10 protein-coding genes and 1 riboswitch are annotated in these 14,005 nt (G+C 42.7%); of the genes, 8 read left to right on the top strand and 2 right to left on the bottom strand.

The features are described from left to right. Positions 1–325 precede the first annotated feature (325 nt). On the bottom strand, positions 326–2,671 hold the full coding sequence (locus QJ048_RS15000) for a dermokine domain-containing protein (RefSeq protein WP_282335203.1): 2,346 nt from the start codon (positions 2,669–2,671) through the stop codon (positions 326–328). A 182-nt stretch (positions 2,672–2,853) separates the two neighbouring features. After that, entirely contained in the window at positions 2,854–3,183 is a 330-nt protein-coding gene (locus tag QJ048_RS14995) for a phosphoribosylpyrophosphate synthetase (protein ID WP_282335201.1), read from the bottom strand. A 392-nt stretch (positions 3,184–3,575) separates the two neighbouring features. Between QJ048_RS14995 and QJ048_RS14990 the strand changes: the two genes are divergently transcribed. The 8 genes from QJ048_RS14990 to QJ048_RS14955 all read left to right on the top strand — a co-directional run bounded on the left by QJ048_RS14990 (position 3,576) and on the right by QJ048_RS14955 (position 13,586). After that, positions 3,576–5,219, top strand: a complete 1,644-nt coding sequence (locus QJ048_RS14990) for an NADP-dependent glyceraldehyde-3-phosphate dehydrogenase (protein ID WP_282335200.1) — start codon at positions 3,576–3,578, stop codon at positions 5,217–5,219. Positions 5,220–5,366: 147 nt separating this feature from the next. Next, on the top strand, positions 5,367–5,741 hold the full coding sequence (locus tag QJ048_RS14985) for a DMT family protein (RefSeq protein ID WP_282335199.1): 375 nt from the start codon (positions 5,367–5,369) through the stop codon (positions 5,739–5,741). A gap of 258 nt (positions 5,742–5,999) precedes the next feature. Then, positions 6,000–6,365 (top strand): hypothetical protein, encoded by a 366-nt coding sequence (locus QJ048_RS14980; protein WP_282335198.1) that lies wholly within the window; start codon positions 6,000–6,002, stop codon positions 6,363–6,365. Positions 6,366–6,404: 39 nt separating this feature from the next. Beyond that, entirely contained in the window at positions 6,405–7,802 is a 1,398-nt protein-coding gene (locus tag QJ048_RS14975) for a TolC family protein (RefSeq protein WP_282335197.1), read from the top strand. Positions 7,803–7,817: 15 nt separating this feature from the next. Then, positions 7,818–11,021 (top strand): efflux RND transporter permease subunit, encoded by a 3,204-nt coding sequence (locus QJ048_RS14970; protein ID WP_345774537.1) that lies wholly within the window; start codon positions 7,818–7,820, stop codon positions 11,019–11,021. Then, complete coding sequence (locus QJ048_RS14965) at positions 11,018–12,097, top strand: efflux RND transporter periplasmic adaptor subunit (protein WP_282335195.1); 1,080 nt, start codon at positions 11,018–11,020, stop codon at positions 12,095–12,097. The genes QJ048_RS14970 and QJ048_RS14965 overlap by 4 nt, the downstream gene beginning before the upstream one ends. A gap of 288 nt (positions 12,098–12,385) precedes the next feature. Continuing rightward, positions 12,386–12,835, top strand: coding sequence for a response regulator (locus tag QJ048_RS14960; RefSeq protein ID WP_282335194.1), 450 nt, complete (start codon positions 12,386–12,388; stop codon positions 12,833–12,835). 223 nt (positions 12,836–13,058) lie between these two features. Continuing rightward, positions 13,059–13,586 (top strand): hypothetical protein, encoded by a 528-nt coding sequence (locus tag QJ048_RS14955; RefSeq protein WP_282335193.1) that lies wholly within the window; start codon positions 13,059–13,061, stop codon positions 13,584–13,586. A 92-nt stretch (positions 13,587–13,678) separates the two neighbouring features. Beyond that, a riboswitch (cobalamin riboswitch) is annotated at positions 13,679–13,879 on the top strand. Positions 13,880–14,005 lie beyond the last annotated feature (126 nt).

The following is a 14,005-nucleotide window of genomic DNA, read 5'->3' as shown; positions in this document are numbered from 1 at the left end:
AAAACAGATAAAATGTCTTCGCCTTTAGTTGCCAAAGGCAACAGAATGGTCCTGCGAGGCTACAAGCCTCGCAGAGCCTACTCCTTCGTCTGGATGACAACCAACATTTTTCTAATTCTTTGAAGAGCTCATCAATTGAACTTTTTGTCTTGTTCATATTTATTCTACTGTTGAAGTGTGCGACGCAACGATGCTTAATAGATATTCTTTCGCCTGGTACATAAAGAAAAGTCCAATCTAAACGTAGATTAGACTTTGGTTTGGTTTTTATCTTAAAAAAAATTGCAGGCCGCTTATTCAATGAATGTTCAGGCTCACCTAATTTCTATCTTCTTCTAACTCCTCCACCACCACCGCCTCTGAAGCCGCCACCAGCACTACCTCCGCTGCGTTGATAGTTGTTGTAGCGTTGGGTTTGCATTTGTCCGCGGTAGCGGGATTGTGCAGAGTTATTGAGTTCACCCATAGTGCGGTCGTTTACACTTGGGCGGTTTTGTGCGGAAGGTTGATTGCGTGTAGCGCCACCTAAGTTTTGATCGCGGGTTCCGGCAGTTGGTGTTTGGTTACGCGTTCCCCCGTTTACGTTTCCCTGGCCCGGTTTGTTTACTGAACTCCAGCCTCCGTCTTTATTATATTGGCTCCACGAGCCATCGGTATTTTTTCTGTACACATTACCATCCTTTCCGGCGTATGTTCCATTGTTGGTACGTGCAACGGTTCCGTTATCACCGTGGTGAATGATGCCTTGGTTGCCACCGGAAGTTCGATATCCGGCAGTGGTTCCATTTGCATTGCTGACATGCGCGGTGCGGGCCCATTGGTCACCGCGAACAGCGGCAGACTGTCCCCAACTTCCGTAAGCGTTATGCCCCTGAGAAGTTCTACCGTAGGCGCCCGTGTAAGGGTTGTAGGAAGATGCCACCGTTCTGCCTCCATATGGAGTGGCTACACTTGCTGAGCGACCGTATCTGCCGGTGGCTGGATTGTACCATGCTGAGCCGCCGGCAGCACCGTAAGGTCCGTAGACTGAACGATGCGCGACATACCCGCCCGACCACGGGTTATAAGCGACCCCGCACCCATACGAGTACGGGTATGGCCGATAGACAGGATAGCCGTAAGGTGGGTAATACATATATGGAGGATAATACCAGCCGGTGCCATACGCCATGCATGCGCCCATTGTCATGCCTATCACGAACATGCCGAAATAACCAGCGGTGGTGCTGCTTTCAACGGTTTCTTCTGTAGCATTTGTTTGCGTAACGTATGTTACATTATAAACCGGTGAGCTCGGCGGAATGGTATAAATTTTTGAATCTACAGAATCGGCTACTTTCCATGGTCCTGTGGCGGCAGCAGATATGAACCATACACCCTGGAAACACAAATAATAAAGGTCACCTACCTTGATCACTTTTTCCTGTGTGTTGTAAGCGTATTCCATCGACGTACTGTCAATCGGTTTGAATTGAGGCGTATTGCCATCATACGCTACTTTCACTTTTGCTTCAACATCTTTTTTCTTGACAACGGCGGTGGTAGGAATTTGCGCCAACATCACTGCATCCGAAGCTTCCTGCGTGCCGGGAACGCATGAAAGTATATAGCTTTTAGGAGAGGCGGCCGGGATTTTTTTGAAGTCTTCCGGAAGGGTGTTTCCGGCGTACGTCCATGGGCCCGGCAGGTTCGGCGCGCTGAACCAGCGGCCCGAGATCAACACAAAAAATTTCTCCGAAGTATTGTCGAGGAAAAGATCATTGTCGGAATTCGTCACATACATCAAATTTGTGTTGTCGATCTTTGAATAGATCGGCTGGCCGTCGGACAAAATAAGTTCGGCCGGTTGATTGCTGTAAAAGACTGTTGGATCCAATGTAGAAGCAGGCGGGGGAACCTGTTGCTTCACGTCGTCGAAGTTTTGGCCCGCCGGAAGTTTGGCCATGTCCTTTGGCAGTTTGGTCGTAATCTTCCAGCCGGATTCCAGTTTGTTAGACGTCATCCATGTGGTATTGTCCAGCAAATAATACTGATTGGTAGTCGTGTCGATGAAAATATCCCAGTTGGTATTGATTACAAATTTTATCGAAGTCTTTTCGATAGGTGCAAAAACGGGATCACCGTAAATCATTAACAAAATTGCCGGAGTGGCACTGTAGAAAATTTTAGGGGGATCGTTCCTTAATTCAACACCGCTTACGATAACAGAATCTTTTTCCATGTCTGCAAGCACACGGTCAAGAGAAATGGGCTGTGCACTTTTAGAAGGTATTAATTTCTTTAAAAGCTTCTCCATGATTTTTGCCGAATCTTCGCTGAGTGCAGGAAAACGAACATCGTCGATGGAAATAGAGTGGAAATATACGGTACGGTTATCTTTATTAACGTCTGTTTTGGCCGAGAGATTTGCTACGCCTAATGTTTGTTTACCACCTTTTGGTGTAAGGGCAAACGCCATACGTGTGTACACCCGTTTGTAGTCTTTCCAGGAATCGATTTGTGGTTGATAGTAGACGAGTTTTGAGCCGTCCTGGGTGATCTGGCGCGGCCAGCCAAGATCCTTCGAAGAAATAGAATCTCCTTGTTGTGCCGAGGCTGTTTTGCCCGCGCAAAAGAAAAGTGGCAGGGCTAAGATGACAGGTAAGACCGTTTTCCTGAAAAGTCTGTTCATAAGGGAAAAATGTTTATGTTTTAGGGTCATGACACTGGTATGTGCCCAGCCAGAAGACATAACATTTTTACCCACTGAAATGTTCAGGACTGAATAACTGAGTAATTGAATAATCGGCGTTTGGGTATAATCACGCTATATGACGTTCAACCAATCAGTTATTCGGTTACTCAGTTATTCTGCTATTCAAATTGGTGCCGGTAAGCAATATTCTGTTCACTCAGAACCAGTTTCTTAATAATCTCCGAAGTTGCAGCGTCATCATAAATTCCGTAGCCGTTTACGAGAATGCCTCTAAGATCATGTTTTGTAGAAGAAACGGCAATTACGATGGCTTCATCAGCAGGGTCCGTTTCTCCTTCAAACCTGAAAACGTCGTCGATGGTAAAATGTTCAGGAGAGGAGTTGATAGTGCTGTAGTTATCGTTTTCTTCCTGTTTATTGAAGGATGCGGTATATCCTTTTTTACTAAGGTCGTTTACAGCTTCGGTTACTGTTTCGTAGGCGTTCATGGTGATTAGGAATTAGGAATAAAAAATTAGAAATTAGTTGTGAGCTACGCAAAGTGAAGTTAGCATTTAACTATGAGATGTAATAACAATAAAGCGCAGCCTTCTTAAGAGAGGTTTCGTTTTTTTACTACGGAAGTTTTGCCACAGAGTGATAAAGGACACTGAAGAAGAAGTCTCTTAATAAACTCAATACGTCTGTGCATCTGTGGCAATCTTTAAGATGCGAAGCATCTCTTGTTGCTTCGCAAACAATTGCGTAAATAGAATAATCTACAAAAACAGCAGAGTAAAACGCTATGGTCAGTTATAACCAGAGTTTATGTGTCATAACTCGTGGTTATGGACGACAAAAAAAAGTTTTTTGAAATGGTTCGTTCCTTACCTTTAGCGGTATGAAAAACACAACGCTAATTAATTTTAAGGAAGTAATTCTCGAAAAATTTGTCCCGGAAGATGCGATTCCGGCGGAGTTTGCTTTGTCTGAACAACTGCATCAAAAAAAGTATTTGTGCAACGGTGAGATGAAAGAATGGAACGGTAAAACAGAGCCCGTTTATTCACCGGTATGTATAAAGAGAGGAGATATTTTAGAAAGAAAACTCATCGGTTCATATCCTGTTTGTACAGAAGCAGAAGCAATGGAAGCATTGAACGCTGCGGTCGCTGCCTATAATCACGGACGCGGCGAATGGCCCACGATGAGTGTGGCAAAGAGGATAGAGTGCGTGGAAAAGTTTACCAAGAAAATGCTTGAGCAAAAAGATATCGTGGTAAAGCTCATCATGTGGGAAATTGGAAAATCGTATGCTGACTCCATAAAAGAATTTGACAGAACGGTTGAATATATTTATGCAACAATCGATGCCCTGAAAGATCTTGACAGACATTCTTCACGCTTTGAAATAGAGCAGGGCATTGTGGCCCAGGTGCGCCGCTCACCGCTTGGTGTAGTGTTGTGCATGGGGCCATTCAATTATCCGTTGAATGAAACGTTCACTACGTTGATCCCAGCGCTGATCATGGGTAACACGCTTCTTTTCAAACCTCCAAAACACGGTACGTTATTGCACTATCCGCTGTTGCAGGCTTTCAAAGAATGTTTTCCTAAAGGCGTAGTAAATACGATTTATGGTCGCGGACATTCTATTGTTCCTGCATTAATGCAATCCGGTAAAATAGATGTGCTTACTTTGATCGGTTCAAGCCGTGTTGCGGATCAATTAAAAAAGCTGCATCCCAAAGTAAACAGGCTACGTGCGATCCTTGGCCTTGATGCGAAGAACGCAGCGATCATTACACCAAAAGCAGATCTTGCTTTGGCGGTACAGGAAACAATTCTGGGTTCTTTGTCTTTCAACGGACAAAGATGTACAGCCTTGAAAATAATCTTCATTCATCATAGCCTGGCTGACAGATTTATCGAGCAATTAAATGCGGCTATCGCTAAACTAAAATTCGGTATGCCCTGGGAAAGTGGTGTGAGCATTACACCGCTGCCAGAGCCCGGTAAACCTGCTTATCTCGCAGGATTGATCGAAGATGCAAAATCACATGGTGCAAGGGTAATGAATGAAAACGGTGGCGAAACTGTTGAGTCATTCGTATATCCTGCCGTATTGTACCCTGTGAATGAGAAAATGAAAGTGTATCGTGAAGAGCAATTTGGTCCTGTGGTGCCGATTGTTCCTTACTATAGCCTTGAAGAGCCGGTGCAGTATCTGATCGAATCAACACACGGCCAGCAGGTCAGTGTGTTCAGCAACGATCCCGAAGAAGTGGCTTCATTAATTGATCCGCTGGTGAATCAGGTGAGCCGCGTAAATATCAACTGTCAGTGTCAGCGAGGTCCGGATGTATTTCCATTTACCGGAAGAAAAGATAGTGCCGAAGGAACGTTGTCAGTGTTTGACGCATTGCGTTCATTCTCTATCCGTTCACTGGTAGCTACAAAACTGACTGATTCTAATAAGCAATTGCTTAATGATATTGTGAACAGTGATCACTCGAACTTTTTGAGCACGAAGTTTTTATTTTAATTAATAATTAATAATTAATAATGAATAGAGTCGCATTCGTAAAAGAATGTGGCTCTATTTTTTTATGAATACCTGATTTTTTGCGAAGGCTGTGAATAAACATGCATCTCGCCCTATTAATTCTTAATTCTTAATTACCTTCACGCCATGTCAAAAGTTATCTCAACCGTTGGTCTTCTTTTACTATCCAATTCTTTCATGACACTTGCGTGGTACGGACACTTGAAATTTTTTGCGAAAGATTCCAATCATTCGTCAACTCCCTTGTGGACAATTATATTAATAAGTTGGGGACTGGCTTTTTTCGAATATTGTTTCCAGGTGCCAGCAAACAGAATTGGTTCTTCAGATTTTGGTGGCCCCTTTACCTTGGTGCAGTTAAAAGTGATTCAGGAAGTGATTACATTGATTGTGTTCATGATATTCTCGGCGCTGTTTTTCAAGAACATTCAGTTCACCGTTAATCATTTAATAGGATTTTGTTTTTTAGTGGTCGCAGTGTATTTTATTTTTAAGAAATAGTTGCTGCGAGATATCTACCATAAGGCATTAAGGACACAAAGCTTCACTAAGGATTGTCTAAAGATTGTGTTTTTCTTAGTGAAACTTAGTGCCCTGAGTGTCTTAGTGGTGAAGAAAAATAGGGCCGCAGGCGCAATGGCTTCACGAGATTGCAATTTTTTGCATCACCACGTTAACTACATGTTATTTATTGAAGCGTTGCCTTTTTTTTATTTCTGCCCTGGAACGAAGTTTGAACGAATCCACTAATTTTGGCCCGTGCTAAATAGAATATTTACCCATAGGACTCCATTCAAAGTGCTGTTACTGCTCGTTTTCAGCATATTCTATTTTGTACAGGCACAGGCAAGTTTTATCGCTTGTGCATATAATGATTATCCAACATTATCATCCGCAAAACAATCACACAGTTTTAATATTTCTAAAAAAGGAAAAGAAAAAAAGGCGCTGACAAAGCTTAACAAGCGATACCAGGCAGGTGATTTAATTGCCATTCTTCCTTTAACAGTTGAAGTTGAAAAGCCATTTTGCTTAATTGAAAAAGATTGGCAGCAATTCTTCTTTGATCTTCCCGTCAATTATCCTTATTGTTTATCGTTACGGGGCCCACCCGCTTTTGATTAATCCCGGTTCTCTATTTTATTAATCAAAAGAAAATGTTTTATGCTTGTTTTACGAAGTAAAGCGGCAAAGATGACTGCGTACATTCTTGTGTGCATAAGTCCTTTGTTGTCTTTGGCGCAGATGCAATCTGTGTCCCTGCAAAGTTTAATTGATTCTGCAACGCATCATTTGCCTGTACTTGATCAAAAAAGGGCACTTGTTAAAAGTGCAGATGCGCAGGTGGATAATGTTCGCCATAATTTTTTACCGTCGGCGGTTGTTGCCGATGAGCTGACTCTGGGCACCGATAACGGAGTGCCAGGCTCATACTGGTCCTTTGGTATCATTCCTTCCACCTCTTCCGGGATAAGAAGCAGCAATGATTACCAGCCGGCTTTTGGTAATATTGCCATTTTATATGGTCAATACAATCTGATCAATTTCGGATTGAAGAATGCAAAAGTCGAGCAAGCAAAAATGTATGCCGATGTTAACAATGCAGATCTTGAAAAAGAAATTTATCTCCTGAAATGGCAAATTGCAAAATTGTATTTTGACCTGAAAAAAAATACGTTTCAGCTTGAAGTAGATGCGCAGAATGTGAAGCGCAACGAGGAAATTTATAAAGTGATACAGGCCGTTACCCGAAGCGGGATCAAAGCTGGCGCCGATTCTTCCATGGCGCTGGCTGAGCTTTCCAAAACGCGTATTAACTACAATCAAACACTCGGGCAGGTTTTTCAATTGCAGCAACAGTTATCTTATCTCACCGGTATACCTCAATATAATCTGAGCGTGGATACGACTGCAAAGAGCGATTACAATCAATCGGTGCAGGCTATATTGCTGCAGTCGGACAGTGCGCAAAATCCACTCACAGACTACTACGAGAAGCAAAAGAAGGTTTACGATGCAACAGAAGTATTGGTGAAAAAAAGTTACATGCCGAAAGTGTTGCTGTCTGCGAGCACATGGGCAAGAGGCTCAGGCATTGACTATAGCGGTAATTTTAAAACAGATCCCTCTTATGGTTTGGGTTACCAGCGTGTCAATTACATGGCCGGTCTTACTTTATCGTACGATCTTTTTAATGGTGTGCACAAGAGAGATGAACTAGCTGTAAGCAAATACAACGCACAGGCAATCGACTATGCTTTGCAGCAGCAACGTTTGGCACTGCAAAATGCAAATGCACAGGCAAACGACGCCATCAATACAGCCAATAAAAATTTGCAGGAAATTCCTGTCCAGATCAAGTCATCAGGAGATACTTACAATCAAAAAAGAGCGCAGTATAAGGCAGGCATCATCAATCTGATCGATCTCACCAATGCATCGTATGTATTGTACAGATCGCAGACAGATTATGTGCGTACGCTAAACGACTGGATGCTGGCAAACCTCGACAAAGCCGCAGCCACAGGCAATCTTGATCAATTTATTCAATCTATAAAATAATTAACCATGGTAAAAATGGCTTTGAAAAAACCAATTACCATATTGGTTTTGTTTATTGGGCTTTTATTATTTTCTGTACTAGCCGTTCGCACAATTCCCATTGATATTTTTCCAAAACTCAATTCACCTACCATTTATGTAATTGAGCAATATGGTGGTATGTCGGCAAAACAAATGGAAGGATTTTTTGCCACACGTATGCAAGATCAGTTTCTGTATATCAATGGTGTAAAAAATATTGAAAGCAAAAGCATTCAAGGACTTTCATTGATTAAGCTGAGTTTTTATGAAGGAACGGATATGGCCGAAGCCTCTGCGCAAGTGGCTTTGCAGGTGAGCAGGACACAGGCATTCTTTCCACCTGGAGCGTTGCCTCCGCAGGTGAGTCGCTTCGATGCATCTTCGTTACCGGTAGGAGAGTTGGTGTTCAGCAGCAAAACAAGATCACTGAAAGAAATATTTGATCTTGCGTTGACACGTGTAAGACCAATGTTTGCTACGGTTCCGGGTATGTCATCCGCTCCGCCTTTTGGGTCCAATGCAAGAACAGTTGTGATCAATGTTGATCCGAAAAAGTTGCGCACAGCAAATATGTCGCCGGACGAAGTGGTGGAAGCCATCGCGAAGAATAATGCAATCAGCCCTTCGGGAAATATCCGCATTGACAGCACCATGTTTGTCACGTCCGTGAATTCATTGGAAAACAAAGTGCAGGCATTTGAAGACATCCCGCTTAAAAGCAATGGAGCATCCACACTGTTTGTAAGAGATGTGGCGTCCGTTGCAGACGCCGCCGATGTTACTGTTTCGTATGCGTTGGTGAATGGCAAACGCTCCGTGTATATTCCTGTTGTAAAAACTGCAGATGCATCCACCTGGGATGTCGTACAAACATTGAAGAAGAAAATTCCGGAAATGCAAAGCCTTTTGCCGGACGATGTGAAGATCACTTATGCATTTGATCAATCGGTGTTTGTAATGAGCTCAGCTAAAAGCCTCATGACGGAAGGTATACTGGGCGCCATTCTAACGGGTTTGATGGTGCTGCTGTTCCTGCGCGATTGGCGAAGCAGTTTCGTAGTGATCGTTACCATTCCAGTGGCAATATTAAGTGCCGTTTTCTTTTTGAAATTATCCGGACAAACCATAAATATCATGACGCTGAGTGGTCTGTCACTTGCAATTGGTATTCTCGTAGACCAAGCGACGGTGACGATTGAAAACATTCACCAACACCTGGAAATGGGCAAATCAAAACGGCAGGCAATCTATGACGCGTGCACCGAAATTACGCTTCCGCTGATGCTTATTTTGTTGTGTATTCTCGCGGTGTTCGCACCGGCATTTGTGATGTCTGGCGTGCCAAAAGCAATGTTTTTGCCGCTTTCATTATCCATTGCATTTGCAATGATCGTTTCCTTCATAGCTGCGCAAACATTAGTTCCTGTGATTAGTAACTGGTTGTTGAAAGCCGAGATGTTTCAATATCATCATTCAACTAATCATGCACATGCCGGTCTGGCTTTGAATGCTGCAGAAGTAAATGAAGTGAATGAACACAATTTGCAGGATGCAAAACATGGTCATGAAAATGGATTTTTTCAACGATTGAAAATGTTGCTGCAAGCCAAACTTGATGAGTGGATGAAAAGCAGAAAGCTGATCGTGTCGCTGTATGTCTTGCTGGTGTTGGGTGCCGCTGGTGTTTGTTATTTTGTTATTGGTAAAGATCTTTTGCCTAAAACAAATTCCGGCCAGTTGCAATTGCGTATTAAACAACCAGATGGTACAAGATTGGAAGTAACGGAACGAACGACAAAAGATGTACTGAACATTATTAATAAAACAGTGGATAATCACGTGGACATTTCTTCTGCATTCGTTGGTTTGGTACCGAGTAGTTTTGGTACGAGTAACCTGTATGTGTTTAATGCCGGAACGCATGAGGCCGTGATACAAATAAATCTTGATGAAGATTACAAGGTAAAAATGGATCAGTTGAAAGAAACGCTACGCAAAGAAATCGCCGCGAAGTATCCGCAGCTGCGCATTTCCTTCGAACCAATTGAGCTAACAGAAAAGATTATGGCGCAAGGAGCTTCAACGCCAATAGAAGTAAGGGTTGCAGGGAAAAATATGAAAGACATCAGATCTTATGCCGATATGATTGTGAGCAACCTGAAATCGATTAGTTATCTGCGTGATGTGCAAATTCAGCAACCACTTGATTTTCCTTCTGTCAATATAACGGTGGATCGTTTAAAGCTGGCGCAAATGGGACTGACTATCGACAACGTTACAAGAAGCATCACCGACGCAACATCTTCAAGTCGCTTCACCAACAAGAATTTATGGTTGGATGAGAACAGTTCATACACCTACCAAACACAAGTGCAGGTTCCCGAATACATGATGAACTCGATGGAACAAATGCAGGCCATTCCATTGGTCAAGGGCCAACCAAGACCTGTGCTGTCAGATGTTGCAATGCTTAACAACACGAAGGTGCCAGGCGAATACGACAGGAGCGGGCCTCGAAGATTTGTTACCATCAGCGCCAATATTTTTAATAAAGATCTTGGTACCGCAACTGCGGCAGTGCAAAAAGCAATTGACGAGGCAGGCAAACCGCCCGTTGGTTTGGTGACAGAAATAAAAGGGATGTCTTCATTGCTCGTTGAAACGCTTGGTTCATTGCAAAGCGGGTTGATTGCTGCGATTATCGTTATCCTGCTGTTGCTTGCAGCCAACTATCAATCATTTGGATTGTCTGTTGCTGTATTGTCAACGGTGCCAGCTGTATTGTTAGGTTCTATGTTGTTGTTGCTCGCCACTGGTGCAACACTCAATCTGCAATCTTACATGGGCATCATCATGTCAACAGGCGTGTCCGTTGCAAATGCGATCCTGATCGTAACCAATGCAGAATCCTTGCGACTTGAGTACAAGGATGCATTCAAAGCAGCGTCTGTTGCGGCTAGCATACGTTTGCGTCCCATCTTAATGACGAGCCTCGCCATGATCGCCGGTATGATTCCAATGGCCAGTGGTCTCGGTGAAGCAGGTGATCAGTCAGCGCCACTTGGGCGTGCAGTGATCGGCGGATTGATCGCGTCAACATTTGCTGCATTACTGATCGTGCCTCTTGTGTACGGTTGGATACAACAGAAAAAAACATTCGAATCCCCTTCATTATTACCAGAAAATTCAAACAAATGAAAAGAGTAATCATCTATATATTTCCTGTCATAGTTTTTACAGCTTGCTCCACTGCGCAAAACCAGGAAAAGAAAAACGAGAGAAAGGAAAGTACGCCTGTGTACGCAACCGCAACCGTTGAGCAGGGTGGCATTTCATCTACGGTAAAATTGCCCGCGCAGCTGGCAGCTTACCAGGAAGTGAGCATTTTTCCAAAAGTAAACGGATACGTGAAAAACGTGCTGGTAGATATTGGCAGCAAGGTGAAGCAGGGCCAATTGCTAATGACACTCGAAGCGCCGGAATTGATCGATGCATCTTTACAAGCAAAAGAAAACTACGCAAAAAGCAAGTCTGGTTTTGCAATTGATAAAGAAAATTACATGCGCTTGCTGGAGGCATCGCGTACTGCAGGTGCCATTTCTCCGCTCGATCTCTCTACCGCCAGGGCGAAGATGGAGGCGGACAGTTCACTTTGCAACGCCGAAAAAGCGAATTGGCAGAGGCAGGAACAAATGCTGGCCTATCTGAACGTTACAGCACCTTTTACCGGTGTGATCACCGAGCGCAATGTGCATCCGGGTGCATTGGTAAGTGCCGCTGAAAAAAATACCGCTATGCTGGAGTTAAAGCAGGTTGAGCATTTAAGGTTGCAGGTGAGTGTGCCTGAATTATTTTCTACCCAAATGAAGATCAACGACACGATCTCATTTTATGTAAATGCCTTAAATGGCAAAAAGCTAACGGGAAAAATTGTGAGAAGAGCAAGCGATGTGAATACGCAATATAGAACAGAAAAAGTAGAGATCGATGTGGTGAATAAAGATGGTGTTTTAGCGCCTGGGATGTATGCGGATGTGTTGCTGCGTGCCAATGGTAGCCTGCAGGCTTTCAAAGTACCGAAGAGCGCTGTGGTTATTTCTACAGAGCGCAAATACGTACTGGTGTTGAAAAATAACGTCATTTCCAAAGTGGATGTTACCACAGGAAATCAATCTGCCGACAGCGAAGAAGTATTTGGAAACCTGCAAAAAGGAGATGTTGTTATCACCAACGCAAGCGATGAAATACCGGAGGGCGAAGTAGCAGGAAAATAGGGCTCAACGCTTAAAGCCTAACGCCTAACGTAATAGTGTGCTGCACCTAAGCGTTAGGCGTTTTGCGTTAAGCGTTTAGCATTTTACTAGTTTATGGTCATTTATTTCCTCAATTAAAAAACTGCTGACGCCTTAATTTACTCGTTTAACTGTTACTTCCGTTTGCGCCTTATTACTGGCATTATATTTGGCGCAAATATTCTGACCGTTATAAAAGATAACAGTTATTTTAGTTTTCGAAAATTATATTGATAGATGATTTATAGTTAAGTAAAACGAGACAAGTCCATGATAAATGCAAACTCCGCAACCAATGTTTTAATAGCTGAAGATGATGACGATGATTATCTGATTTTTTCCTTAGCAGTAGAAGAGTTGTCTGTTCAGGTTGTTTTAAGCAGGGCTGAAAATGGTGATATTCTGATGAAGATGCTGAATGAGAATCATCCTGATCTTTTGTTTCTCGACATTTTAATGCCTTGCAGAGACGGACGTCAATGCATTAGAGAAATAAGGGCCGATTCGAAATTCGACTCCCTGCCGATCATCGTGTATTCTTCACTGAAAGACATGGAGACGATCGAATTTTGTTACCGCGCAGGTAGTAATTTATATGCATTGAAACCGTCCTCCCTTAAAGAGGTGAAGGCGACACTCGAAAGAATATTTGCCGTTGACTGGAAAAAAATGCTGTATTATCCGCCTCTTTCGCAGTTTGTACTACGCGGGGAAGAGTAGTTGTCCGTTCGGGAAAATATTGAAGCACCAGATGGTGCTTTTTTAGTAGCAGAATAACTGAATAATTGAATAACTGAGAGTTCGAACGTCGCAGAGCAAAATCAAAAATCAAGCACTCAGTTATTCAGTCATTCGGTTACTCAGTCATTCAGTTATTATTTTGAAATACCGAAAAAGTTGCTTTTTTTACATCCTGATTGGCGTAACTCCTAACTTATATTTCATGAGAAAACTTGTAGTCTGTATAGTCCTTTTGAACGCTTTCGTTACCTGTGCTTACAGCCAGGTTAAGGACGAAGACAGTCTGCTGGTCACGATGCAACAGCAAGCGATGAAAATGGCGCAGGCATTACTGAAAGAAGATTACAGGACATTCACAAAATTTACCTATCCAAAACTTGTTCAGATTTCCGGTGGTTACAACGAAATGGCGACACTGATTGAAAAGGAAATTTCGGGAATGAAAAAACAAGGATTTAAAATAGATGATGTAAAAGTAGATTCACCCTCTCATATTTTCCGGAACGGTAAAGAGTTGCAATGTACTGCGCTGCAACACTTGTACATGACTGTTCAGTCAAAAAAAATCATGTCGACTTCTTCTCTCATTGCATTTTCTTCTGACAATGGCTTGAACTGGACATTTCTTGATGCCAACAACAAAACGATCGAAACGATCAAAAAGATAGTTCCCAACTTAAGTCCGCAAATTGTAATACCAAAGCAAAGGCCGCCGATGGAACTTAATTAATTGAAAATTGAAAATGGATATGTTACGTTTTGAAAACGCTGGTGGGATACATCATTTTTAATTTTCAATTTTCAACTTTCAATTTCACATCCTATCTTCGCATCGCTATTTGGTTCTTTTATTCATAACAAAGAATGAAGGATTAAAAGGGAATCCGGTGTAAATCCGGAGCTGTCCCGCAGCTGTAAGTTCTGTTACTGATGTCACTTCAAAGTCACTGTTACCAATGGTTGTAACGGGAAGACCGACAAAAGGGAACGAGCCAGAAGACCTGCCTTTAGCATCATACTGATTCATTGCTTTCGGGGATAGAAGCGTGAATGATTAGCAAACAAAAATGCTTATTCATTAAGTTTTCCTTGCAGCTACATCTGTAATTAACCATTGGGTTAGTTAAGTGTATTGCTATGTGTTTTGCG

This window comes from Pinibacter soli (assembly GCF_029961145.1).
Classification (GTDB): Bacteria; Bacteroidota; Bacteroidia; order Chitinophagales; family Chitinophagaceae; genus Pinibacter; species Pinibacter soli.
The sequence above is the reverse complement of the archived record's forward strand: the minus strand, read 5'-3'. Positions and strand labels throughout refer to the sequence as shown.

What these genes read in the sequence shown, in the direction of transcription:
- QJ048_RS14995 (WP_282335201.1), bottom strand. Translation starts at nt 3,183, where the DNA reads ATGAACGCCTACGAAACAGTAACCGAAGCTGTAAACGACCTTAGTAAA.
- QJ048_RS14985 (WP_282335199.1), top strand. Translation starts at nt 5,367, where the DNA reads ATGTCAAAAGTTATCTCAACCGTTGGTCTTCTTTTACTATCCAATTCT.
- QJ048_RS14955 (WP_282335193.1), top strand. Translation starts at nt 13,059, where the DNA reads ATGAGAAAACTTGTAGTCTGTATAGTCCTTTTGAACGCTTTCGTTACC.
- QJ048_RS14960 (WP_282335194.1), top strand. Translation starts at nt 12,386, where the DNA reads ATGATAAATGCAAACTCCGCAACCAATGTTTTAATAGCTGAAGATGAT.
- QJ048_RS14965 (WP_282335195.1), top strand. Translation starts at nt 11,018, where the DNA reads ATGAAAAGAGTAATCATCTATATATTTCCTGTCATAGTTTTTACAGCT.
- QJ048_RS14990 (WP_282335200.1), top strand. Translation starts at nt 3,576, where the DNA reads ATGAAAAACACAACGCTAATTAATTTTAAGGAAGTAATTCTCGAAAAA.
- QJ048_RS14975 (WP_282335197.1), top strand. Translation starts at nt 6,405, where the DNA reads ATGCTTGTTTTACGAAGTAAAGCGGCAAAGATGACTGCGTACATTCTT.
- QJ048_RS15000 (WP_282335203.1), bottom strand. Translation starts at nt 2,671, where the DNA reads ATGAACAGACTTTTCAGGAAAACGGTCTTACCTGTCATCTTAGCCCTG.
- QJ048_RS14970 (WP_345774537.1), top strand. Translation starts at nt 7,818, where the DNA reads ATGGCTTTGAAAAAACCAATTACCATATTGGTTTTGTTTATTGGGCTT.